The sequence below is a fragment of the Mycobacterium sp. NTMscope_MAC_12 genome, assembly GCF_976985675.1.
In genome coordinates this window covers 2,740,489-2,763,598 of record NZ_CDRJYY010000001.1, presented here as the reverse complement: position 1 = coordinate 2,763,598, position 23,110 = coordinate 2,740,489, and the positions used below count along the sequence as shown (strand labels likewise).

Here is a 23,110-nt window from a genome sequence, read left to right as displayed (position 1 = left end):
CTCTGGCCTAGGTCCGTAGAGGAGCGGGAAAATAGCGCGTTTATTAGGTAATACGCCGCCCAGCGTAGAACGACACTAATGTCAGATATGGCTCATAGGTGCAACGCGACGGCTCGTCGGACAGTGGCGGAAGTGCATCCTGAGCGCATGGTGAACGTCCTGCTCCTACGAAGACGCGCTCGAGCGGGCGTTGCGCGAGGACTTCGGTTTCGACGCAGCGCTGGATCGGCAGCGACAGCCCGATGAAACAGGGGCGCTGATCGCATTCCTGTATCCGACAAATGTGGCTTTGTGACCGGTCGGACGATCTACACCGACGGCGGTGCCCGTAGTCAGCGGTCCGATCCGTCGGTCGTCACCCCCGACGTGACCAAATCCGAGATCGCCTCGTCGGTATAGCCCAACTCTCGCAGGATCTTTCGGCTGTGCTCAGCGAGCGCAGGAATATCACCAAGCGGTGGCTCGATCCCGGCCAACGTCGCCGGCGGCAACAACGCGTCGATCGGCCCGCCCGGCGTGCGGACCTCCCGCCAGCGGTCACGTCCGGTGAGTACGGGATGTGACCACAGATCGCCGACGTCATTCATGCGCGCATTTGCGACGCCCGAGGCCTCGAGCCGTTGCGCAAACTCGTCCGCCGTCATCGGCGCGATCGCGGCGTGGATGATCGCCTCCAATTCGTCGCGGTTGCTCACCCGGTCGGGGTTCGTCACGAAGCGCGTGTCGTCACACAGCTCCGGCATCACCAATACCTCGTTACACAGCCGGCGCCACTCCCGTTGATTCTGAACGGCGAGCAGTACCGTGCCGCCATCTCCGGCGGTGAACGGGCCGTATGGAGCAATGGTCGCGTGTCTGGCACCCGTGCGCATGGGCGCTGTGCCGCCGTAGTGCGCGTAATAGGCGGGCTGGCCCACCCATTCGACGAGTGACTCGAACAACGAAACCGACACCGGGCGTACCTCCCCGGTAGTGGCGCGCACGTAAAGCGCGGTGAGAATGCCCGAATATGCGAACATTCCTGCCGCGATGTCGGCGACCGACACGCCCGTACGCGCCACGTCGTCGCCCGTTCCGGTGACCGACAGCAGCCCGGCTTCGGCCTGGACCAGTAGGTCGTACGCCTTGCGGTCTCGCCACGGGCCGGTGCCGCCGTACCCGGTGACGTCGCAGACGATGAGCCGCGGGTACTCGGTGGTCAGCGATGCGGCGTCCAACCCCAATCGGGTAGTTGCACCCGGTCCGAGGTTCTGCACCAACACGTCTGAGTCGGTCAGTAGTCGGCGCAGGATTCGTTGTCCCTCAGTGCTTTTCAGATCGAGAGTCAGAGACTCCTTGCCTCGGTTCAGCCAGACGAAATAGCTGGAGTCGCCGTGCACACTGCGGTCGTAGCCGCGGGCGAAATCGCCGCCGTCGGGCCGCTCCACTTTGATCACCCTGGCGCCGAGATCGGCGAGTTGCCGGGTGGCGTACGGTGCCGCCACGGCTTGTTCAAGGCTTACGACGGTGACGCCGGACAACGGGCCCATCAGAAGTCCTTCCGCCCGGTCGCGCCACTGGATGACAGAACCGTCAGATAGCCGTCTAACAAGCTATGAAGTGACGTCGTCGTTGCATGACGATCTGCATACAACATATGTACACGATGTCAGAATGGACTAGGGTGGCGGGGTGACACAGGCAGCCGCTCTCTCGGGCACACGGGTCATCGAACTGGCGGGTATGGGGCCTGGTCCGCACGCGGCCATGGTGCTCGCCGATCTGGGCGCCGACGTCATCAGGGTTCAACGTCCCGGTCAACTCGCCCGACGAGCAAACCCGCAACTGCGGGGGCGTCGCGTCGTGGAGGCGAACCTCAAGGATCCCGCCGACCACGCTGCGGTCCGTCGGCTTATCGATCGAGCCGACGTGCTGATCGAAGGATTTCGCCCGGGTGTGACCGAGCGTCTCGGTCTGGGCCCGGACGTCTGTTGCGCGACCAACCCTGCTCTGGTGTACCTGCGATTGACCGGCTGGGGACAGACCGGCCCACGTGCATTGGAGGCCGGCCACGACATCAACTACATCGGACTCACCGGATTGCTCCATGCGATCGGCCCCGCCTCACAGCCCCCGGTGCCGCCGTTGAATCTGGTCGGTGATTACGGCGGGGGATCGATGCCCGCCGTCATCGGCGTACTGGCCGCCCTTGTCGAGCGGCAGACCTCGAGCCGCGGCCAGGTGATCGACGCCGCCATCGTCAATGGAGCCGCCCAGCTGACACAGGTCGTCTGGTCGATGCGTGCCGACGGCCGTTGGTCAGATGACAGGGGCACCAATATCTTTGACGGCTCGGCGCCGTTCTACCGCACCTACGAGTGCGCCGACGGCGCCTATGTCGCCGTCGGCGCGCTCGAGGCAGAGTTCTTCGCCAAGATGTTGGCGGTTCTGGACATCGACCCCGAAACCGTCGGTCCGCAGCGCGACGAATCCGGCTGGCCCGCGATGCACGCGTTGCTGTCAGACACGTTCGCGCAGCGGACGCGGGACGAATGGAGTGCGCTTTTCGCGAACATCGACGCGTGCGTGACACCGGTATTGACCCTTGCGGAGGCGGTCGCCGACCCGCACCTGACGGAGCGGGGCGTGTTCATCGAGATCGACGGCGTGACGCAACCTGCGCCGGCTCCCCAGTTCTCCAGGACTCCCCAGCCCATACCATCGGAGCCGCCCCGGCACGCCGAAGCAGCGGACGATGTCTGGACTGACTGACGGAACAGGATTCTGCAACCACGTCTCTGCCCGCCTCGTTTCGGTACGGCAGTGAACACGCCGCCGACTGCTGGGATCTCGTCGTCGCGGAATTGTATTGTCAGGCACCGGATTACGTATCCTCGCGGTGGGCCTCTCGGGTCGCGGCCGTACGCCTGGAAACACCGTCCGCGACGGTCGGACAGTGGGTGGACTCCGTTTTCGCTGACATCGAGCGCCCTGTGCCGACGTGCTTTTACCGACGGCAACGGTTAGTTCAGGTGATGGCCCCTTCGATCTTCAACTCGATGAGTTCGTGGTCGTCCATGCCCAGCTCGCGCAAGACCTCGTCGGTGTGTTCGGCGAACATCGGTGCCCGGGTCAGATGCCCGGCCGCCTCGTCGAACTTCACCGGGTTGGCCACCAGGCGCTGTTCGTTGCCCTGGGCGTCCCGGACCTCGGCGATGCGCCCGTTGGCGATCATCGACTCGTCATTGGCGACCTCCCAGGCGTCCTGCACCGGCGCCCACTGACCGTGTAGATGTTGCAGCAACTGCGTGCATTCGTCGAAAGTCCGCGCACCGATGGCTTCGGCGAGCAGCGCGGTGGCCTCGTCGGCGTGTGCTGCCAGCGACTCCAGCGAGGCGAACCGCTCGTCGAGGGCTGCGGATCTGAGCCCGAAGAGTCGGCACATGGGAGCCCAGTAGCGGGTCGGCTGCAGCATCGACAGCTGGATGAAGCGTCCGTCGGCGCATCGGTAGGCACCGGTGAGTGGGTTGCCCGGCGCCTGGGTGCGATGGTCGATCTTCGGCAGCGGGCAGCCGTAGAGCATGGCCAGGTTAACGCTGGACTGGTTGGCCCAAGCCCCGACCGCCAGTAGCGACACGTCGATGACGGACGTCTGCCCCGTTGCTTGCCTGCCGTAAAGGGCGGCGGCCACCGCGCCCGCGATGGTGATGCCGCCGATATTGTCGCCGAACGCGCCCGCAGGCATGCCCGCTGGCACCTCCGAGTCGTTCGGCGTGACGCCGGCGGCGTTGCCAGCCTGCGCCCAGAACGCCGTCGCATCGTGCGCGCCCGTCTCTCGGTGTGGTCCTTCGCTGCCATACCCGCTGCCCGCGACGTAAACGATCGACGGGTTGATCCGTCGTATCTCGTCGACATCGATGCGAAGTTTGGCCCGCGCCTGGGGAAGAAGGTTGGTCAGGAAGACGTCGCTGCGTCGCACGAGTTCCTCGAACACCGGTCTCGTCTGGTTCAGCGCGAGGGACAGCCCAACGCTGCGCTTGCCGCGATTGGGTGCCTCGACCATGGGCGAAAACGAGACACCGGGCGCCGTCGCGGAGCGTCCCGCGACCGTGACCATTCCGCGTTGCGCATCGCCGGTCACCGGATTCTCGATCTTGATGACGTCGGCACCCCAGTCGGCAAGTACCGCACCCGCAGAGGGAACGAAGGTGAACTGTGCGACCTCGAGGACGCGCACCCCTGTCATCGGCTTCTGCATGACATACCTATCTGATCAACATCCCTATCTGATTAACGACCGGGCGATGACTTCGCGTTGGACCTCGGTCGCGCCTTCGCCGAGTCGTTTGACGCGCAGGTCGCGGAACCAGCGTTCCAGCGGGAGTTCGGTGGAGATGCCGAGGGCGCCGTGGATTTGGATGCAACGGTCGAGCACCTTGTAGGCGGCCTCGGTGCCGTACATCTTTGCGACCGACGCGTCGACGCGGACGTTGCGGCCGAGATCGGCGTTCCATGCCGCCTGGTACATCAGAAGTCGCGCGGCGCGCAGTTCCACTTCGCTTTCCACGAGCATCCATTGGATGCCTTGTTTGTCGGCGAGTCGGCCGCCGAAGACGTCGCGGTCCTTCGCCCATTGGCACGCCATGTCCAAGGCGGATTGCGCGATGCCGATCGGGCCTGCGGCATAGACGATGCGGCCGTGCACGAGGAAGTCGCTGGCCAGCGCGAAGCCCCGACCTTCCCCGCCGACCAGATGGTCGGCCGGTATCCGGACGTTGTCGAAGTGCAGTTCATATGGAGCGAAAGATGCCATGACCGGGATACGGCTGAACGTGACTCCCGGGGTGTCCTTCTCGAGGATGAAGGCCGAGATTCCGTTACGCCCCTCGCCGGTGCGCGCGTAGACGATGCCCCAGTCGGCTTGGGGCGCATGGGAGATCCACATCTTGGAGCCGTTGAGCACATACCCCCCATCTCCCGAGCCGTCCCGCACCGCTTTGAGCTGGATGGCCCGCGCCGGGTCAGATCCGCCGGAGGACTCGGTGATCGCGGTGTACGCCTTGCTCATGGTGCCGTCGATGATCGGCTGTGCGTACTTCGCGAACTGGTCGGGCGAGGCCTTGAACATGATGTTGGGTGGGTTGCCACCGAACGCCCCAAGAGCCGGAAAAAACGCGCCCATACGGCATTTCGCGGCTTCTTCGGCGACCACCACTTGGCCGAGCACGCTGAGTCCGGCGCCGCCGTACTCCGCTGGCGTCTGCAGCGCCCACAGGCCGAGCTCGCGCGCCTTGGCCTGCAATGCGACGAGCTGGTCGCGGGGGAGTCCGACGGTGTCGTGGTCCAGCTTCTCCTCGACGGGATGCACGTGCGCATCCATGAAGCGACGCACGGTGTCGCGCAGCAGCACGAGTTCCTCGGGCAGCTGCCAGGCGCCGGTGTCGTCGGACGGCAGTTCAGGCATGTCAGCTCCGCGCTGCGGCGATCGTCATATGTCTCTCCTGGTGGTCAATTGCTCAGCCGAGCGTGAACGGGTCCCGGGTCGCCCCGGATAGTTCGACCCAGACGGCCTTGGTTTCGGTGAAGTCCTTCACGGCGTCGATGCCGTTCTCCCGGCCGATACCGCTGTAGCCGATACCTCCGAATGGAACATGCGGGGCAACAACGCGATACGCGTTGACCCACACGGTTCCTGCTCGCATCTTCGCGGCCACCCGGTGCGCACGGTGCACGTCCTTTGTCCACACCCCTGCGGCCAATCCGAACTCGGTGGCATTCGCCGCAGTCACGGCTTCGTCCTCATCTGCGAACGTCATCACTGCGAGCACGGGTCCGAAGACCTCTTCGGCGACAGCCCGCATCGACGGATCCACACCGGTCAGCACCGTCGGCTTGACGAAGAAGCCGCCGAGGTCGTTCGCCGGCTCGCCGCCGTAGGCCACTGTCGCGCCCTGTTCGCGGGCAGAAGCGAAGTGCGACAGCACTTTTTCGTACTGCGCCTGATTGGACACCGGGCCCATCTCGGTCGCCGGGTCCTTCGGGTCGCCTAGCTTGATGGTCGCCGCGCGGGCCACGATGCGCTGGACCAGTGCGTCGGCAACGCTCTCGTGGACCAGAAGACGCGAGCCCGCCAGGCATGTCTGACCGGTGGCCGCGAACACGCCTGCGATGACGCCGTTGGCGGCAGCGTCGAGGTCGGCGTCGTCGAACACCACCTGTGCGGACTTGCCGCCCAACTCCAGGGTGAATCGAGTCATGTTGGCAATCGCCGCCTTGCCGACGTGAATTCCGGTGGCCGTCGAACCGGTGAACGCAACCTTGTCGACGCCGGGGTGCGAGGCAAGGGCGGCGCCGGTCTCCGGGCCCCAGCCGGTGACGACGTTGATGACGCCGGGCGGAAAGCCGGCCTCGGCGAACAGCTTTGCGAACGCCAGCGTCGACGTCGGCGTGTGGTCACTGGGTTTGACGACGAAGGTGCACCCTGCCGCCAGCCCTGCGGCGAGCTTCCAGGTCAGCAGCAGCAGCGGCGAGTTCCACGGGGTGATCGCACCGACCACGCCGACCGGCTCGTGACGGGTGTAGACGAAGAAGTTCGGCTTGTCGACCGGAACGACCTCGCCTTGCAGCTTGTCGGCCAGCCCGGCGTAGTAGAAGTAGTAGTCCGGCAACGCCTTCATCTGGCCGACCATCTCCCGGGTCAGCTTGCCGCCGTCGCGGACCTCCAACTCGGCCAGGTTCTCGGCCTCACGCGCGATGACTTCGCCCAACCGCCACAACAGCTTGCCGCGCGAAGTAGCGGTCAACTGCCCCCACGGGCCGTCCAGCGCCGCGCGGGCGGCGGCCACTGCGCGGTCGACGTCCGCGGCCCCGCCGTCGGGCACGCGCGCCCACGGGCTGCCCGTGAACGGGTCGATGCTGTCGTAGGTGGCTCCCGATGCGGCGGCGGTCGGCTCGCCGCCGATCAGCAAGTCGAACTGCACCAATTGCTCAGTCGTGGTCATATCGACCCCTCCTATCGGGTGCGCGGCGCTTTCTTGTTGGCGCGCGAGTCGGTCCGCCCCGCGCCGGCGTTGCCCAAATCCGTGTAGAACTTGCCGTGTCGTGCGGCGGCGCTGGGCGGCAGGTCGCGAGCCTCCCACATGGCGCGGACCGTGCCCTGAACCCCCAAGGGCCGCCGTGCGGCGATCTCACTCGCCAATTCGGTTGCCCGCGAACGTAACTGATCGTCTGGGACCACTTCGGTCACAATGCCAATCCGCAGTGCGGTTTGTGCCGACATTCGTTCCTCGCTGCCAAGGAGGGCCCACCGCATCACCTCGCCGTAGGGCACGCCGAGGGCGAGCATGCCCATCGGTTCCAGTGCCGAGACGATCCCGGCATTGGCATGCGGATCGAAGAAGGTGGCCGTCTCGCTGCAGATGGAGAAGTCGCATTCGTTGACGAAGTACATCGCGCCGCCCGCCACGATGCCGTGCAGCGCCGCGATCACCGGCTTCCACACCCGGTGGGCCTTCGGTCCCAGCAGTTCTCCGGGGTCTTCCTGGTTGAAGATCGACTTGTGCTTCCACCAGGTTCCTTCGGACACGTCGATGCCGGTACAGAAAGCTCGCTCGCCATTTGCGCGGAGCACCGCGACATGGATGTCGTTGTCGTCGCGCACCCGGGCCCATACAGCAGCTAACTCGTCTGCCATCTGCTCGGTGAAGCTGTTCATCCGATCAGGTCGGTTCAACGACACCGTGGCTACGTGATCGGACACGTCGAACTCGATGGTGTGCAGGTTCCCCAGGTCAGTCACGGGGTCGATCATACCTGTATAACTTGGTTAGCGATCTCGCGTTTGAGGATCTTTCCGGCCGGGCCGAGCGGGAATTCCTCGCGGTATTCGAAACGACGCGGTTGCTTGTAGCCGGCCAACTTCTCGCGGCACAGCGAGGTGAGCTCGCGGGTCAGCGCATCGGTGTCGTCGACGTGGGATTTCGCAATGACGACGGCCACCGGGGTCTCGCCCCATTCCGGATCCGGCACGCCTACCACCGCAACCATGTCCACGTCGGTGTGCTGCGCGATGACCCGCTCGATCTCGGCGGGGTAGACGTTGAAACCGCCGGAGATGATGAGGTCTGTGCGGCGGCCGGTGATGTGGAGGTAGCCGTCGGCGTCCAGGTAGCCCAGATCGCCGGTACGCAGCCCGTCGGATTGGAACGTCTCGGCAGTCTTCTCGGGTAGCTTCCAATAGCCGACGGAGTTGGCGGGACTGACGATGACGATCTCGCCGACTTCGCCGGTGGGGGCGTCGCTGCCGTCGGCGTCGATGACGCGAATCGCGCACATTGGTGTCTCCTGGCCGCACGACGTGGCAATGGACGTCCTGCCCGCAACGATGTCGCGGTGGTCCTGCGGCGTGAGAATGGTTGCCTGCCCGCCGCATTCGGTCAGTCCGTACCGCTGCTGTAGGTCGCAGCCGAGCAGGTCCATTGCCTTGCGTGCCAGGCCTGGCGGCACGGGCGCCGAACCGTAGGAGATTCGCCGCAGGCTCGACATGTCCCGTGGGGGACCGTCTTCCAGGATCGCCAACGTGCGGTGCAGCATCGTCGGGATGAACGTGGTGAAGGTGATCGCGCTGCGTTCGATCTCGTCGATGACCGCCTGCGGATCGAAGCGTTGGTGGATCACCATGGTCTGACCCAGGTAGAGCCAGGATACGGTGCGCACCATGCCACCCGCGGTGAAGAACGGGGTGGTGGCCAGCATGACGTCGGACCGGTTGGCCTCGGTCACCAGGTTGGTGTCCGCCGCCTGATAAAGCAGCCCGCGGTGGGTGTGCATTACACCCTTGGCGCGACCGGTGGTGCCGCTGGTGTAGAGGATGACGGCGATGTCGTCCGGCGAGATGTCGCCGCGCCCAGCGCTCGGCTGGGCCTGCGCCAGTGCAGACTCGTAGTCGGTGACCAACTCGCTGAGGCCTTTTTGCGATTGGGCGCCGATGCCCAAAACCAGCCCCAGCCCGCTCAGTTCGCCGAGGAATTTGTCGAGGTGATCGGTGTGGATGATCACAGCGCTCGCGCCGCAGTCGTCGCGGGCGTGGGCCACTTCGTCGGGTGCCAGCCGGATGTTCACCGGCACGGCGATCAACCCGGCCTTGGCGAGCCCGAACGAGATCTCCGGCCATTCGATGCAGTTGCGCGCGATCACCATTACGCGGTCGCCGGGTTCCAGCCCACGCTCGGCGAGGAAGCCGGCCAGCCGCCGGGCCCGCTCGTCGACCTGGGTCCAGGTGTGCACCCGGTCGCCGTCGACCAGGGCGCGCTTGTCCGGGTAGCGGCGGGCGTTGTTGGTGGCGATGTCACCGATCAGCATCAGATGCAAAACCTCATCGGGTACTTGCGACGCGGGGACCCCTGGCTTTAGCCGGGGGAGGAAGCGTCGCGTCTCCTTTCGGTGTTTTGTCGGTGGTGGTGGCTAGGTTGCTGGTGTGGCGCGCTTCCGGTTGGTTCCAACCGCTGAGCAGGAGGTGGTGCTGGCTGAGCATTGTCGTCATGCCCGGTTTGTGTGGAATTTGGCGGTTGAGCAGCAGCAGCATTGGCAGCCGGGTCGTCGCGCGCCGGGTTATAACGAGCAGTGCGCTCAGTTGACCGCCGTCCGCGCCGAGTACGAATGGTTGGCGGCGGGCTCCCAAACTGTGCAGCAGCAGGCGCTGCGGGACTTCGCCCAGGCGATGGGCAACTTTTTCGCCGGGACGCATCGCCGCCCGCGGTGGCGCAAAGCCGGTGTGCACGAGGGATTCCGCCAGGTCGGCGTCAAACCGCACCACATTGAGCGGGTGAATCGCCGGTTCGGGCGGGTGTGGGTGCCCAAGGTCGGCTGGGTGCGCTTCCGGCTCTCGCGGCCGGTCCCTGAGGGGGTGAAGTCCTACCGCGTCACCCGCGACCGCGCAGGGCGTTGGCATATCGCGTTCGCCCACATCCCTGACCCCATCACCGGTCCCCGCGATGGGACTGTGGTGGGCATTGACCGGGGTGTGGTGGTGTCGGCGGCGTTGTCGACCGGGGACCTGCTGCACGCCCCCAGTCTCACTCCGGGTGAGGCGAAACGGTTGACGAAGTTGCAGCAGCGGCTGGCCCGCGCCCAGCGCGGCTCGCACCGTCGGGCCCGCACCAAACGGGCGATCGCCACGCTCAACGCGCGCGAGACTGACCGGCGTAAGGACTGGGTCGAAAAGACCAGCACCGATATCGCGCGACGCTTCGATACCATCCGCGTCGAGGCCCTCGACGTGTCGGCGATGACCCGCAGCGCGCGCGGCACCGTCGAGCAACCCGGCCGGCGCGTCGCGCAAAAGCGCGGCCTGAACCGCGGCGTCCGCCGGAGCGGTTGGGGTCTGCTCGCCGCCCGTTTGCAGCACAAGGCTTGTGGTCGGGTCGAGCAGATTCCGGCCGCGTACACGTCGCAACGATGCTCGGCCTGTGGGCACGTGGCACCGGAGAACCGCAAGAGCCAAGCGGTCTTCCAGTGCCAGGCCTGCACCGCCGGGCCCGTCAATGCCGACGTGAACGCTGCACGCAATATCGCCGCCGGACGGGCGGTGACAGCACGGGGAGACCTCGGCACCAGCCGGTCTGCGAACCGTGAACCTCAACCCTGTTCTCCTGCCGCTTAGGTAGATGGATGGAGTTGGAATCCCCTAGCTTCAGCCAGGGGAGGACGTCAAATCAGGAATGCCAACGTCTCGACGGCTCCGCCCGCGTCGACCAGGTGCACGACCTTGCGGACCAGCCGTGGGCCGCCCGGTGTTCGCCTGACCGTGTGGCGGACGCGGCCGGCCCAGAAACGTTGGCGGATACGGTATTCAAACAGCGAGAAGTTGGATTCGACCGTAATCAGACCGTCGGCATCCTCAATCACCTCACTGTTGGAGATGATGCGCCGCATTACCGACGGCGGCGTTTGGGAGTGCCGGTTGCCGGTGTTGAGCTGAGCGACGCGGCTCTTGATGCGCCGCCGGTTGTCGTTGATGTAGGCCAGCGTGGTCCGCGGGTCGTCATCGGGGTGCATGGGCACCCGATACTCGACGGTGTCGTCATCGTCCGCCCACAGTGCTTCCCACTCGGAGTACCGGCCTTCGTCGGCGAGTCGAGCCTCCAGATACAAGAAGGACAGGATGTCGGCATCGGGCAGTGGCCGCAGCGTGGGGCGGGTCTGGGGCGCCGGCTGTTCCGACTGAGCGTTGACTGTCACGCTCCCGCCCTTCCACCGACGACGGCCGCCCACTGGGAATAGAACCCGCGCTGTGGCGTCTCAGCGCTCTTGTCCCGGTTGATGATTCCGGTCTTGTCGTGCACGTCGTTTTCGCTACCGCGCGCCAGAACAAGCCATTCCGGCAGTTCGGCGGCCAGGCCGGCCTGGTTGCGCATGCCGATCTCGCCGTCGTCGGCGATGAGGAACCCCGCCGGACCCATCGCCCCCTCGGAGCGCCGCAGCGTGCGTTCGTTTAACGCGTCCTGACCAGGTATCAATACCGCGGTGGTGTAGGCCACGGTGCGGTCGGGGGCCTGTGGCTCGACGAACATGACGTTCATCTCCGCCAAGAACAGGTTGGGCCAGATCAGCGTGTGGGGTGGACCCACCACGAGGGCGTCGTGTGCCTGCTCGGGACCGTAGGCCTGCTCCAATGTCTCGACGTAGGAGGCCAGCTTCGCCCGCGGGATCCGGCCGTACCAGACGAATTCCTCGTCGAGCTTGCGGTATTCGTCGCTGTAGTCGATCTCAGAGTGGCCGTTTCCGAGGTCGCGGACCAGCACGTCGACCTTGGTCGGTACGTGTGACACCTTGGCGGGCTTGATGGCGTCGTATACCGAGGCATGCGTGAAGAGCGCGTGGTAGCCGTCGACATTGTTCTCCACCACCATCTTCCAGTTGGCGTGGTGCAGGTGCTTCATCCAGTTGGCCCGCAAGTCGATCTCACGGTTCGGGGACAGGTTGAGCAGTCGATCGATGGCATGTGTCGCGTTGCCGAGGTGCTCGCGCAGCGAGATGCCCTCAGCCGCAAGCGAGGCGAAGACGAAGCCGCCGTAACTGTCGACCCGTGGAGCCTGGGCAAGACCAAGTTCGGAGCGGATCTCGTTGAAGGCCTTCCCATACCCTTCCCGCATCGGAACACCTTGCAGCGCACCAGTGTTGTTGAATGTCCAGCCGTGGTACGGGCACCGGAACGAGTTGGCGTTGCCCTTTTCCGCGTTGCACAGCTTGTTGGCGCGGTGCGTGCATCGGTTGAGCACCACCCGCACGACGCCGTCCTTGCCGCGCACCACGACGACGGGGTCATACCCGATCATCCGGGTGAGGTAGTCGCCCCGTTCACTCACCTCGCTTTCGTGCGCAACGAAGACCCAGCCGGTCTTGAAGATGGTGTCCATTTCCCGGCGGAAGATTTCGGCCGAGGTGTACACCGACCCGTGTACTCGGTCACTCCGGATGATCTTGCTGACGTCGAATTCGTCAAGGGGCGGGGCTGATTCGAGTGTCGTCACTCGTCCTCCAAAATGTCAATGGCTGGAATTGCAATGTCGCCGAGCCGGCGAAAGCCGATGTGAACCACGGTGCCGATGGTCGGAGCCGTGTCCGCGGGGAGTGCGGTGGTCATCACCAAGCGGTGGCCACTCGAAAGTTCGACGTCGACGATGGGGTAGGGCCGTTGCGCACGCACCAAGCCGGGCTCGCGCCGGTGCATCAAGGTGGCCGAATGAACAGTGCCATGCAATTCCACTGTGCGCCAGCCACATTCGGCGGATCCGCAGGAGTCGCAGACTTCCTGTTCAAGGTCGAGCGGCTGAGCACATCCCGCGCAGAAGGGCAGGGCGAGCACGCCGCGGGCTGCCGCTTCGTAGAGCGGTGCCAACCGGACGCCGGCGGTCTGCGGCGCCAGCGAAGGGTCGAGCAGCCAGTCGTGGACTACTTGCGCGGCGGGCTTGACGGCAGCACTCATGTCGCCCGCTCCAATACCAGCGCAGCGTGGTGGTCGACACGGCCGCCGATGCCGCCGACCAGTGCGACCGTTGCGGCCGGAATCTGGCGGTCGCCGCCTGTACCGCGCAGCTGGATCACCGCTTCGGCCAGCGGCGTCATGCCCTGCAGATAGAAGCCGGAGAGCTGCCCGCCACCCGTATTCGTGGGCAGCGTGCCACCCCGGCCGGTGTGGCCGTCGCGCACGAAGGCGCCGGCCGGTACCTCGCCGGTGAGCCGGTACTCATCGAGCAGCATCAAGGTCACGATCGAGAACGGGTCGTAGAGCTCGGCGACGTCGAGGTCCGACCGTTGCATGCCGGCTTGCTCGAGCGCGTCGTCCACGGCCCGGCCGCCGCCCCCGAACCACGACTCGGCGCCTGCACGCCGTCGCCGTACCGGATGGTGGCGGCCAGTGCCGCGGATGCGAAGTCGTTGCGTGCCAACCGAACTGCGGCCGGTCAGCACCACCGCGACCGCGCCGTTCACCGGCCGGGCGCAGTCCAACAGCCGCAACGGCTCCGAGATCATCGGACTCGCGTCGTAACCGGCGTCGTCGAGCGGTTCGCGGTTGACGGCATCGGGATTGCCCCGCGCCCATCCGCGCGCCGTGGTGGCCACGGAGCGCAGTGCATCGGGGGTGGTGCCCGTCACGTGCAGCCACCGTTGCGCCATCAGCGCGTACGTCGGCACCGACCCGAGCAGACCTGACGCACGCTCAAGCCCGCGCACGCCTGAGTTGCCCCCACTGTGGGCGTAGGTCGATCCCGCACCCCGGTCGGCGACCAGCGGCGCGTCGGCGAAGACGCACAGCACGGTGGACGCCTCACCCGTGGTGATCGCGTGGCGCGCACGCTGGATCATGGCGATGGTCGTCGCGCCCTTGATCTCGACGTGCTCGAGGAGGCGCAGGTCCGAGAAGCCGCCCTGCGCGGCGAATCCGACACCCAGCCGGTCCGGCCGAATGCCCTGCGAGGAGCCGACCAGCAGACCGTCGACATCGGCACGCCCGATTCCGGCGTCGGCCAGTGCGGCCGTGCTTGCCCTTGCGGCCAATTCGAGGGGCGCGGCGCCGGGGCGAAGCGACATCTCGGTCATGCCCAAGCCGACCAGGTCGACGGCCGAGGCGCTCACGGCGCTTCCCTGGGTCGACGTTCACCCCGGTAGTTGCCGACGCGCAGCCACTCCTCGCGGTCTTCGGGCGTAGCCAAGGTGAAGCTGGCCAGCTCCAGCGGACACAGAAACACGTGCTCGCCGCCCTCGAGATCCTCGACGAGCAGGCGCGGACCGTTGCCGCTGACGTCCAGCGACACCCGCACGGCCGCGAACTCGTTCACCAGCTCGGCGAGCACGCGACGTCCCGACGGAGTGTCCACCTGCCCAGTTTTACCGCATATGACTGTCAGAATCAATGGAAGATCACAAAGCGCCCGACCCGCGATCGATCATCTTCAGGCTGGCGTAAGTGTTTCTCTACATGCGAACATGTTCTCTGTGGGACCATTATGGAATGTGGAAACAAGGACGACATAAGTTGACAATGCTGTCAGAAACATGATGAGAAGGGCGACATGACCCAATCGCAGGCAACGGAGACCGACGCCGACGGCGTCACCCGGCTGGACACCGAGAACTACCGGAGCCTCTGGATGTATCTCAAGGAGCTGGAATTTCGGCAGGGATTCGTCGACGTGCCGGTCAACGGCGCAATGGTTCGCACGCGATATGTCGAGGCCGGCAGCCCGGACAAGCCGCATGCGATCCTCCTGCACGGCACGGGCGGCCACTGGGAGACGTTCGCACCCAACCTGGCCGCGCTCTCCGAGCACTTCCATTGCGTGGCCATCGACATGGTCGGAAACGGATTTTCCGGCAAGCCGGACTACGACTACGAGATCGCCGTCTACGTGGAACACGTGTTGGGTGTGATGGACCACTTCGGCATGACATCGGCCAACTTCGTCGCCATGTCCCTCGGGGCGTTCGTCGCGTCTGCAGTGACCGTCGGTCATCCCGATCGGGTGGACAAGGTGATCCTGATGTCGCCGGCCGGCCGCGAGGCGTCGGCGTCGAACATGGCGCGCATCCGGGCGGAACGGACCAAGGCGGTCAACGAGCCGACGTGGGAGTCGTTGCACGCCGTGTTCGCACATCTAATTGCTGACGAGAGCAATCGACTGCCCGACCTGATCGGCTTACGCCAAGCGGTATATCGGCGCGAGGACACTCGCAACACCATCGATCGGCTGCTGATCCTTCAGGACGAGAAGGTGCGCAACCGCAACCTGATTCCCGACGACAAGTGGCGCAGCATCACCGCGCCTGTGATGATCGTGGCCTCCGGCAAGGATCACGGCGTGTATCAGGACACCGCACGCACCATCGCCGATTTGATTCCGAACTCCGAGGTGTTCGAGATGGCTACAGTGCGGCACTGGCCGCACTTCGAGGACCCCGAGTCGTTCAATGCCGCAGCCGTCGAGTTCCTGACGCGATGATGAGCGCTCGCGCGAAGCGCATCCGATCATGACCAGGCCGGCCGAGAATGAGCTCGCGGACATCGCACGTCGGCTGTATGAGGCCGAGCAGAACCGCGCGCCGATCCGGCAGCTGTCGCTGGACTATCCCGACATGACGATCGAGGACGCCTACGCGGTCCAGCGGGCGCTCGTCGCGCTCAAGGTCGCCGACGGGCGAGAGGTCAAGGGCCGCAAGATCGGGCTGACGTCAAAGGTGATGCAACGTGCCGTGTCGATCGACGAACCCGACTACGGCGCGCTGTTCGACGACATGTTCGTCGAGGATGGCGGCCGTGTTCCGGTCGGACGCTTCATCCGGCCGCGCATCGAGGTCGAGCTGGCGTTCGTCCTCGGTGAGGAGCTCCGCGGGCCGGGCGTCACTCTCTTCGACGCGCTGCGGGCTACCGAGTTCGTCACCCCGGCGCTGGAGATCCTCGACGCCAGGGTGCAGATGTCGGACCCCGAGACCGGTCACCTGCGCACCATCGTCGACACCATCGCCGACAACGCGGCCGACGCCGGTCTGGTCCTGGGCGGGCGGGTGGTGCGGCCGCTGGACGTGGATCTGCGCTGGGTTGCGGCGTTACTGCTGCGCAACGGCGTGATCGAGGAGTCCGGGGTGGCGGCGGCCGTACTCAACCACCCCGGCAACGGCGTCGCGTGGCTTGTGAACCGGCTTGCCCCACATGGGGTTTCGCTGCACCCCGGCGAGGTGATCCTGTCGGGCTCGTTCACCAAACCGGTGTTCGCCGAGCCGGGGGACACCTTCGTCGCGGACTACGGACCGCTCGGCACGGTGACGGTCTCCTTTGATCGCGAGGCTTCGTGACAAACCGATGGACGGAGCGCATCGCAGCCGGAGCGCCGCGAATCGGCATGTGGCTGGCCTCGGGCAGCGGTTATGTCACCGAGGTCTGCGCGGGATCCGGAATCGACTGGGTGCTCCTGGATCAGGAACACGCGCCCAACGAGCTGAGCACCACACTCGAACAATTGCAAGTGCTCGCGGGATACCCCGACGTCGACGTGCTGGTGCGCCCGCCATCCGCCGACCCGGTATCCATCAAGCGACTGCTCGACATCGGCGCGCAGAATCTCATCGTCCCGATGGTCGATGATGCGGGCGCGGCCGCTGCGGCGGTGGCCGCCACCCGCTACCCGCCGGCGGGCATCCGCGGCGTCGGGAGCGCGCTCGCCCGGGCATCCCGGTGGAACCGCATCTCCGACTATCTGGCCACCGCCGATGCATCGGTGTCGCTGACGGTTCAGGTGGAGTCGCTGTCCGGTCTGGCGCATCTGGGTGACATCGCCGACGTCGACGGCGTGGACGCCGTGTTCATCGGGCCCGCAGACCTGGCGGCCTCGATGGGCAAGCTCGGGCAGCCGGAGCATTCCGACGTGGTGAGCACCATCGAGACCGCGCTGGCGACCATCGTGAAGCACGGAAAGAGCGCAGGAGTCAACGCCTTCAACAAGACGATCGCGCAGCGATACCTCGCAGCGGGGGCCAGTTTCGTTCTGGTCGGCGCCGACGTGGCCCTGCTGGCCCGCGGCGCCGAGAAGCTGGTGGACGAGTACAAGCAGTCACGTTCATGATCGAGCTCGCCACCGAAGTTCGCTGGCACGACCGCCGGTTCAACGTTCCCCTGGAACGCATTCGGTACTCCGAGGAACTCGGTCCGCTTATGGACCCGAAATGACGCCTGAACCGGTCCCTGAGAACTTGGAGGTGTTCGCGGCGATCGCCGAAGCTGCAGGCAAACGCCCGATGGCGCGAACGTAGATAATTCTGACTTGAGTGTCACTCGTGTGGGCGTCTATCGACTGCAGTTCCAACGCGCATGCTGATCGCATTGATCGAGTGCAAGACCTTTGTTTCTGACTGTTGTGTCACCTATAGTTGGGTACCATGGATCTCGACTTCACGGCTGACCAGCTCGAGTTCCGCGATCGGGTCCGAACGTGGCTCGACGAGCACAAGCCGACCGAGCCCCGGCCCCGCGACGACGCAGGCATCCGCGAGTACGACCTGGCTTGGCAGCACACTCAGTGGCAGGGCGGCTGGGCGGGCATTGCCTGGCCGGAGGCGTACGGCGGCCAGGGCCTGTCTCTGATGCAGCAGCTGATCTGGTACGAGGAGTACGCGGGTCGGGGTTTTCCGGGAATCGATGCATGCTTCGTGGGGAACTCGCATGCCGGACCGACTCTGATCACCAGGGCGACCGACGAGCAGAAGTCGTTCCACTTACCGAAGATCCTTCGCGGCGAGGTGATCTGGTGTCAGGGGTTCTCCGAGCCCGATGCCGGATCGGATCTGGCGGCTCTGCGGACCAAAGCCGTCATCGACGGAGAGCACCTGGTGGTGTCGGGCCAGAAGCTGTGGACCAGCTTCGCGACCGTCGCCGACTACCAGGAGTTGTTGGTGCGCACCGACAACACCGGCAGTAAGCACAAGGGCATCACCTGGGTGATCTGTGACATGAGCACACCGGGCATCGACATCCGACCCATCGAGACGATCGAGGGCGGTTCTGAGTTCTGCGAGGTGTTCTACGACGACGTCCGCATCCCGCTGTCCAACGTCGTCGGCGACGTCGGGGAGGGTTGGTCGGTGGCGATGGCCACGCTGTCCTTCGAACGCGGCACCGCGTTCACCGCCAACCAGGTTCGGCTGGCGAAGATCATCGAGGACCTCATCGACTACGCCCGTGACCACGTCGGCCCTGACGGGCGCAGACCCGCCATTGCCGATGATGAGATTGCGCGTCGGCTGGCCAGGGCGCGCGCCTCGGTTGCGTCGCTGCGGGCACTTACCTACACCAACATCTGCGAGGCGATGAAAACGGAGACGCCGGGGCCGCGCGGGTCGATCGTCAAGCTGATGTACGCCGAATTAGCCAAGGAGATCGGCAAGTTGGCGTTGGACATCGTCGGTCCCGAATCCCTTCGGCACTCTTCGCGGTGGGACGTCGACGGGTGGGTCGGTTACTACTACTACAGCTTCTCGCAGGCCATCGGGGGCGGCACGTCTGAGATTCAGCGCAATATCGTCGGCGAACGTGTGCTGGGGCTGCCCAGGTGACCCAGACAGGAGATGACCGTGGATCTGCTTCCAGGACCTGAGCAACTCGAAATCGTGGCGGCGGCGGGAGAATTCCTTGCCGAGCGGCTGCCCGTGGAACAAATCCGCACCAACCGTCACACTGAAGCGGCTGTGCCCGAAGCGCTTTGGCGAGAATGCGCCGAGCTCGGACTGCTCACGCTCGGACTCGATGAGGAGTCGGGCGGCTCGGGGAGGCCCATCGACGACGAAGTATTGCTGTTCATCGAACTCGGCAGGCGGCTGGCACCCGGTCCGTTCCTCGCGGGCACACTCGCCGCCCGGGTCGCGGCCCGCTGCGAGGACGCAGCGCTGGCGGAGCGGATCGGGGCAGGCAATGCGACGGTGGCGCTTGCGGTCCTTCGTGGCGACGGCGGGGCGCAACCTGTTAAGGGCACCTTCGACCTGTTCGAGCCGGCGGGGGCCTCGTACGCGCTGATTGTGGCCCGCGACGGCGCTGCATTGGTAAACATCGAGTCGTTTGGCGCGCTGACGCCGGTGGTCGCGGCGGATCCGGGAACTCGAATGGCCTCCGCCACAGTCGAGTCCGCGGAACCCCTACACTGGTTGCCCGCACAGGACGAATGGATCTGGGCGCGTGCCACGGTGCTTGCGGCTGCCTATCTCACGGGCTTGGCGGCGGCCGCGGCTGCCGCCGCGACGGAGCACGCCAAGACCCGCGAGCAGTTCGGTAAGCCCATCGGCGTGCACCAGGCCATCAAGCATGCGTGCGTCGACATGGAGATCGCCGCGGAGGCGGCGCAGGCGCAGACGTTCTTCGCGGGGATCGCCCTGGCCGAGGGACGCACGGATGCGCTGCTGCAGGTGCTGTCCGCCGCGACGGTGGCCGGCTCGGCCGCAGTCGACAACGCGGCTGCGGGCATTCAGGTGTTCGGCGGGATGGGCTACACCTTCGAGAACAACATGCACCTCTATCTCAAGCGTGCCCACGTAATTCGGCACCTCTTCGCCGAGCCCACCGAGGTGCTTGCCGAGCTGCTCGCCCAGGACCGCGCTCAGTGAGCGGCGCCTCAAGAAACACCGCCATCGCGGGTGTCGCCCTGTCGGACGTTGGGCGGGTCGACGACAAGGGACCCTACGAGCTCATCGCTCAGGCCAGCCGCCGGGCATTGGCCGACGCCGGGCTGACGCCGGCGGACATTGACGGCCTGGCGTCCACCAGTCAGGGCACGCTGCCCCCGGTCGATATCGGTGAGTATCTCGGCCTGCGGCCACGTTGGATCGACTCGACGGCGGTCGGCGGCGCATCATGGGAGGTGATGGCCGCGCACGCGGCGGACGCGATTGCCGCCGGGCATGCCGATGTGGTGCTCCTGACGTACGGATCGACTGCGCGGGCTGATCTGCGAAAGGGCTTGCGGGGCGCCAACATCAACTGGGGTGCGCGCGGACCACTGCAATGGGAGGCGCCATACGGGCACACCCTGATTTCCAAGTACGCGATGGCCGCGCGCCGGCACATGCACGTCTATGGCACCACCATCGAGCAACTCGCCGAGGTCGCGGTGTCGGCGCGGTTCAACGCGGCTGACAACCCCGAGGCGTATTACCGGGACCCCATCACCGTCGACGACGTGCTCGCGGGCCCGATGATCGCCGACCCGTTCACGAAGCTGCACTGCTGCATCCGCAGCGACGGGGGAGCGGCCGTCGTGCTGGTCAGCGCGGAACGCGCCAAAGACCTACGAAACAAACCGGTCTGGGTGCTTGGCTCGGGCGAGACCACCTCGCACATGCTCACCTCCCAGTGGGACGACCTGACCGTCGGCCCGGCGTCGGTCAGCGGACCGCTGGCCTTCGCGCGGGCAGGCGTCTCACCCTCGGACGTTGACGTCGCCGAACTCTACGATGCGTTCACCTACATGCTGCTGCTCACACTCGAGGATCTCGGCTTCTGTCAGAAGGGGGAGGGCGGCGCGTTCGTCGAGCAGGGCGCATTGCGTCTCGGCGGCCAGCTCCCCACGAACACCGATGGTGGCGGGCTCTCGGCCTGCCACCCAGGCCAGCGAGGTCTCTTCCTGTTGGTCGAGGCGGCACGCCAGCTGCGTGGTGAATGCGGACCGCGCCAGGTCCCCGACGCCCGCATTGCCTGCGTCAGCGGAACCGGCGGATGGTTCTGTTCCAGTGCCACAATGATTCTCGGCGCCGAGGAGCCGTAGGTGGCACGCGCACCGCTGAGTTCCGACGTCGCCGACATACGGTCGATGTTGGAGTTCGCGGCCGCCGCTCACGCGGATCTCGAGGCCTACGTCGAGCCGGGAGCGCGAATCACGTTCGCGGAGTGGATCGATCGGGCAAGAGCCATTGCCGCCCAGTTCGTCGAAATTGGAGTGGCCAAGGGCGACGTGGTGGCGCTGTGGCTGCCCTCGGGCATCGACTATGCGACGTGCTACGCCGCGGCGGCGATGATCGGTGCGATCACCACCGGACTGAATCCGCGGCTGGGTCGGCGCGAGCTTGAATCCATTCTGCAGCAAGCTGATCCCACGTTGATCGTCGCTGACGACAGTTGCGGTGCACTACCCGATGGGGGGCGCCGGGTGCTGTCAAGGGCGTCGCTGGATACAGCCACCTCGCGATCGGCACCCCCTGCTGTGGACTTGAACAGACGGGATCCGGTCGCCCTCGTCTTCACCAGCGGGACTACGGGGACGCCGAAGGGTGCGGTGTACGACGCCGACCGGCTGGCAGCGGGTGCGGCGGCGGCCGGCGTCATGAGCGCGCCATACGACCGTCGCCTGACATCCACCCCGTTCGCCCACGCCGGTTACATGTTCAAGCTCTGGGACCAGCTGGTGTGGGGCAGCACCCTGGTGGTACCGCCGACGCCGTGGTCGGCGCAGGGCATGTTCGACGTCCTGCGCGCTGAACGGGTCACCGTGGCAGGTGCCGTTCCAACGCAGTGGGCCAAACTGCTCGAGGTCGACGGTGTGAGCCCAGATACGTTGCCGCACTTACGGATAGGGATCGCAGCCACGGCGCCGGCGCCCCCCGACTTGGTACGCCGGGTCGCCGAGCGCGTCGGAGTTCCGCTCGTGGTGCGATATGCGATGACCGAGTGTCCGACCATCTGCGGCACCGAACCGACCGATCCCCCCGAAGTGCAGTTCCGTACCGTGGGGCGGCCCGCCACAGGAATGGATGTCCGCATCGGCCCCGATGGAGTGGTCGAGGTGAACGGACCCTGCGTGATGCGCGGCTACTGGCGCAACCCGGAGCTAACCGCCGAAGTGCTGCGGGACGGATGGCTGCGCACCGGTGACGTCGGCGTGCTCGGCGAGGACGGGAACCTCACCCTCGTCGGACGCAGTGGCGACATGTATATCCGGGGCGGATACAACATCCATCCCGGCGAGGTCGAGCGGACGATCGCCGGGCATCCCGGCGTGAAACAGGTTGCTGTGGTTGGCCGTTCCGCACCGGTGATCGGCGAGATCGGCGTCGCGTGCGTGGTCCCCGCGGACGGCGCCGCTCCACCGACCCTGTCCGAGCTTCGCGCACACGTCACCAGCGAACTGGCGGACTATAAGGCGCCCGACGAACTGCTCATCGTCGACGAGCTGCCCTTGACGGCGATGCTCAAGCCGGACCGGATAGCTCTGAGGGAACTGATCATTCAGCACGACAGCGACATTCAACGTCGGCAACCGACAAGAGGATAGGACCGTCAATGGGTAGACACGACGGACGGGTGGCGTTCATCACCGGCGCGGCGCGGGGTCAGGGCCGCGCACACGCGGTTCGGCTCGCCTCCGAAGGCGCCGACATCGTTGCGGTGGACATCTGCCGCGACATCGATTCGATGGACTACCCCAACGCCACGCCCCACGAGCTCGACGAAACCATCAAGCTCGTCGAGAACGAGGGCAGACGAATCGTCGCTCACCAGGCCGATGTCCGCGACGCCGACGCGCTGCAGCAGGCCGTCGACGACGGCGTTCGTGAATTCGGCAGGCTGGACATCGTGATCGCCAACGCGGGCATCATCCGCCTCGGCGGCGACGGGGACCGCCGCCAGATCTTCCGAGACATCGTCGACGTGAACCTGGTCGGGGTGTGGAACACGGTCGAGGCGGCGCTGCCCGCGCTTATCGACGGCGGCCGCGGCGGGTCCATAGTCCTGACGAGTTCCAGCGCAGGCCTCAAGGGCATTGGCACCGACCGGGTCGGCGGGCGGGCGTACACCGCCGCCAAGCGCGGTCTCGTCGGACTCATGCAGGTGTGGGCGAACGAGTTCGCGCAGCACTGGATCCGGGTGAACACCATCCACCCCACCGGCGTCGCGACCGGCATGGTGATGAACGAAACCATGGGCAGACTGCTGGAGTCTGGCGACACCGTTATCGAGGCCATGCAGAACGCGTTGCCCATTCAGATCTTGATGCCCGAGGATATTGCCGGTGCGGTGGCCTGGCTGGTCTCCGACGAGGCGAAGTTCATCACCGGGGTGGCCTGGCCGCTGGACGCCGGATTCGCGGTCCGCTGAAAC

At 65.9% G+C, this 23,110-nt stretch carries 21 protein-coding genes; 10 read left to right on the top strand and 11 right to left on the bottom strand.

From position 1 onward, the window contains the following. Positions 1-332: 332 nt before the first annotated feature. On the bottom strand, positions 333-1,529 hold the full coding sequence (locus AC0KS4_RS12660; protein ID WP_238956026.1) for a CaiB/BaiF CoA transferase family protein: 1,197 nt from the start codon (positions 1,527-1,529) through the stop codon (positions 333-335). Between the two features lie 142 nt (positions 1,530-1,671). Here AC0KS4_RS12660 and AC0KS4_RS12655 point away from each other — a divergent pair, with 142 nt between their 5' ends. Then, on the top strand, positions 1,672-2,751 hold the full coding sequence (locus AC0KS4_RS12655) for a CaiB/BaiF CoA transferase family protein (protein ID WP_308193060.1): 1,080 nt from the start codon (positions 1,672-1,674) through the stop codon (positions 2,749-2,751). Positions 2,752-3,007: 256 nt separating this feature from the next. On the opposite strand, the gene AC0KS4_RS12650 is transcribed toward AC0KS4_RS12655, so the two are convergent. From AC0KS4_RS12650 to AC0KS4_RS12630, 5 genes are read right to left on the bottom strand one after another with little or no spacing between them, the layout of a single operon-like run. After that, a complete protein-coding gene (locus AC0KS4_RS12650) occupies positions 3,008-4,237 on the bottom strand; it encodes a CaiB/BaiF CoA transferase family protein (protein WP_014384962.1) in 1,230 nt (409 codons plus the stop codon). A gap of 24 nt (positions 4,238-4,261) precedes the next feature. Further along, a complete protein-coding gene (locus AC0KS4_RS12645; protein ID WP_064939782.1) occupies positions 4,262-5,443 on the bottom strand; it encodes an acyl-CoA dehydrogenase family protein in 1,182 nt (393 codons plus the stop codon). 52 nt (positions 5,444-5,495) lie between these two features. Further along, positions 5,496-6,980 (bottom strand): aldehyde dehydrogenase, encoded by a 1,485-nt coding sequence (locus tag AC0KS4_RS12640; protein WP_238956025.1) that lies wholly within the window; start codon positions 6,978-6,980, stop codon positions 5,496-5,498. An 11-nt stretch (positions 6,981-6,991) separates the two neighbouring features. Further along, the gene (locus AC0KS4_RS12635; protein ID WP_275254143.1) at positions 6,992-7,789 is read right to left on the bottom strand and encodes an enoyl-CoA hydratase/isomerase family protein; all 798 of its coding nucleotides are present in this window, start codon (positions 7,787-7,789) and stop codon (positions 6,992-6,994) included. Continuing rightward, positions 7,786-9,339: a class I adenylate-forming enzyme family protein gene (locus AC0KS4_RS12630; protein ID WP_238956023.1), complete on the bottom strand. Its 1,554-nt coding sequence runs from the start codon at positions 9,337-9,339 to the stop codon at positions 7,786-7,788. The genes AC0KS4_RS12635 and AC0KS4_RS12630 overlap by 4 nt, the downstream gene beginning before the upstream one ends. A gap of 115 nt (positions 9,340-9,454) precedes the next feature. Between AC0KS4_RS12630 and AC0KS4_RS12625 the strand changes: the two genes are divergently transcribed. Continuing rightward, positions 9,455-10,639 carry an RNA-guided endonuclease InsQ/TnpB family protein gene (locus AC0KS4_RS12625; protein WP_238956022.1) on the top strand — a complete coding sequence of 395 codons (1,185 nt, stop codon included), beginning with the start codon at positions 9,455-9,457 and terminating at the stop codon, positions 10,637-10,639. Between the two features lie 47 nt (positions 10,640-10,686). Here AC0KS4_RS12625 and AC0KS4_RS12620 read toward each other — a convergent pair whose 3' ends face one another. The 5 genes from AC0KS4_RS12620 to AC0KS4_RS12600 are packed head-to-tail and all read right to left on the bottom strand — an operon-like array spanning position 10,687 to position 14,357. Beyond that, a complete protein-coding gene (locus tag AC0KS4_RS12620; RefSeq protein WP_238956021.1) occupies positions 10,687-11,217 on the bottom strand; it encodes an aromatic-ring-hydroxylating dioxygenase subunit beta in 531 nt (176 codons plus the stop codon). Continuing rightward, a complete protein-coding gene (locus AC0KS4_RS12615) occupies positions 11,214-12,509 on the bottom strand; it encodes an aromatic ring-hydroxylating oxygenase subunit alpha (protein ID WP_238956020.1) in 1,296 nt (431 codons plus the stop codon). Before AC0KS4_RS12615 ends, AC0KS4_RS12620 begins: the two co-directional genes overlap by 4 nt. Beyond that, entirely contained in the window at positions 12,506-12,964 is a 459-nt protein-coding gene (locus AC0KS4_RS12610) for a Zn-ribbon domain-containing OB-fold protein (RefSeq protein ID WP_238956019.1), read from the bottom strand. Before AC0KS4_RS12610 ends, AC0KS4_RS12615 begins: the two co-directional genes overlap by 4 nt. Next, the gene (locus AC0KS4_RS12605) at positions 12,961-14,079 is read right to left on the bottom strand and encodes a thiolase family protein (RefSeq protein WP_041785632.1); all 1,119 of its coding nucleotides are present in this window, start codon (positions 14,077-14,079) and stop codon (positions 12,961-12,963) included. The genes AC0KS4_RS12610 and AC0KS4_RS12605 overlap by 4 nt, the downstream gene beginning before the upstream one ends. A gap of 32 nt (positions 14,080-14,111) precedes the next feature. Continuing rightward, complete coding sequence (locus AC0KS4_RS12600) at positions 14,112-14,357, bottom strand: hypothetical protein (RefSeq protein ID WP_041785005.1); 246 nt, start codon at positions 14,355-14,357, stop codon at positions 14,112-14,114. Positions 14,358-14,552: 195 nt separating this feature from the next. Between AC0KS4_RS12600 and AC0KS4_RS12595 the strand changes: the two genes are divergently transcribed. The 8 genes from AC0KS4_RS12595 (at position 14,553) to AC0KS4_RS12560 (ending at position 23,107) form a co-directional block, all read left to right on the top strand. Further along, complete coding sequence (locus tag AC0KS4_RS12595; protein WP_238956018.1) at positions 14,553-15,479, top strand: alpha/beta fold hydrolase; 927 nt, start codon at positions 14,553-14,555, stop codon at positions 15,477-15,479. Positions 15,480-15,507: 28 nt separating this feature from the next. Continuing rightward, the gene (gene hpaH, locus AC0KS4_RS12590; RefSeq protein WP_238956017.1) at positions 15,508-16,329 is read left to right on the top strand and encodes a 2-oxo-hept-4-ene-1,7-dioate hydratase; all 822 of its coding nucleotides are present in this window, start codon (positions 15,508-15,510) and stop codon (positions 16,327-16,329) included. Then, complete coding sequence (locus AC0KS4_RS12585) at positions 16,326-17,096, top strand: HpcH/HpaI aldolase/citrate lyase family protein (RefSeq protein ID WP_269203792.1); 771 nt, start codon at positions 16,326-16,328, stop codon at positions 17,094-17,096. The genes hpaH and AC0KS4_RS12585 overlap by 4 nt, the downstream gene beginning before the upstream one ends. A gap of 313 nt (positions 17,097-17,409) precedes the next feature. After that, positions 17,410-18,582 carry an acyl-CoA dehydrogenase family protein gene (locus AC0KS4_RS12580; protein WP_238956016.1) on the top strand — a complete coding sequence of 391 codons (1,173 nt, stop codon included), beginning with the start codon at positions 17,410-17,412 and terminating at the stop codon, positions 18,580-18,582. Positions 18,583-18,594: 12 nt separating this feature from the next. Further along, entirely contained in the window at positions 18,595-19,623 is a 1,029-nt protein-coding gene (locus AC0KS4_RS12575) for an acyl-CoA dehydrogenase family protein (protein ID WP_238956015.1), read from the top strand. Then, complete coding sequence (locus AC0KS4_RS12570; RefSeq protein WP_064939800.1) at positions 19,620-20,780, top strand: acetyl-CoA acetyltransferase; 1,161 nt, start codon at positions 19,620-19,622, stop codon at positions 20,778-20,780. The genes AC0KS4_RS12575 and AC0KS4_RS12570 overlap by 4 nt, the downstream gene beginning before the upstream one ends. Next, positions 20,781-22,283 carry a class I adenylate-forming enzyme family protein gene (locus tag AC0KS4_RS12565; protein ID WP_238956014.1) on the top strand — a complete coding sequence of 501 codons (1,503 nt, stop codon included), beginning with the start codon at positions 20,781-20,783 and terminating at the stop codon, positions 22,281-22,283. An 8-nt stretch (positions 22,284-22,291) separates the two neighbouring features. Further along, complete coding sequence (locus AC0KS4_RS12560) at positions 22,292-23,107, top strand: mycofactocin-coupled SDR family oxidoreductase (protein ID WP_238956013.1); 816 nt, start codon at positions 22,292-22,294, stop codon at positions 23,105-23,107. Positions 23,108-23,110 lie beyond the last annotated feature (3 nt).

Bases quoted from the DNA above. Each gene is read 5' to 3' on its own strand.
- AC0KS4_RS12575 (WP_238956015.1), top strand. From the start codon at position 18,595: ATGACCGTGGATCTGCTTCCAGGACCTGAGCAACTCGAAATCGTGGCG.
- AC0KS4_RS12630 (WP_238956023.1), bottom strand. From the start codon at position 9,339: ATGCTGATCGGTGACATCGCCACCAACAACGCCCGCCGCTACCCGGAC.
- hpaH (WP_238956017.1), top strand. From the start codon at position 15,508: ATGACCAGGCCGGCCGAGAATGAGCTCGCGGACATCGCACGTCGGCTG.
- AC0KS4_RS12605 (WP_041785632.1), bottom strand. From the start codon at position 14,079: ATGACCGAGATGTCGCTTCGCCCCGGCGCCGCGCCCCTCGAATTGGCC.
- AC0KS4_RS12635 (WP_275254143.1), bottom strand. From the start codon at position 7,789: ATGATCGACCCCGTGACTGACCTGGGGAACCTGCACACCATCGAGTTC.
- AC0KS4_RS12650 (WP_014384962.1), bottom strand. From the start codon at position 4,237: ATGCAGAAGCCGATGACAGGGGTGCGCGTCCTCGAGGTCGCACAGTTC.
- AC0KS4_RS12645 (WP_064939782.1), bottom strand. From the start codon at position 5,443: ATGCCTGAACTGCCGTCCGACGACACCGGCGCCTGGCAGCTGCCCGAG.
- AC0KS4_RS12595 (WP_238956018.1), top strand. From the start codon at position 14,553: ATGACCCAATCGCAGGCAACGGAGACCGACGCCGACGGCGTCACCCGG.
- AC0KS4_RS12580 (WP_238956016.1), top strand. From the start codon at position 17,410: ATGGATCTCGACTTCACGGCTGACCAGCTCGAGTTCCGCGATCGGGTC.
- AC0KS4_RS12610 (WP_238956019.1), bottom strand. From the start codon at position 12,964: ATGAGTGCTGCCGTCAAGCCCGCCGCGCAAGTAGTCCACGACTGGCTG.
- AC0KS4_RS12640 (WP_238956025.1), bottom strand. From the start codon at position 6,980: ATGACCACGACTGAGCAATTGGTGCAGTTCGACTTGCTGATCGGCGGC.
- AC0KS4_RS12660 (WP_238956026.1), bottom strand. From the start codon at position 1,529: ATGGGCCCGTTGTCCGGCGTCACCGTCGTAAGCCTTGAACAAGCCGTG.
- AC0KS4_RS12560 (WP_238956013.1), top strand. From the start codon at position 22,292: ATGGGTAGACACGACGGACGGGTGGCGTTCATCACCGGCGCGGCGCGG.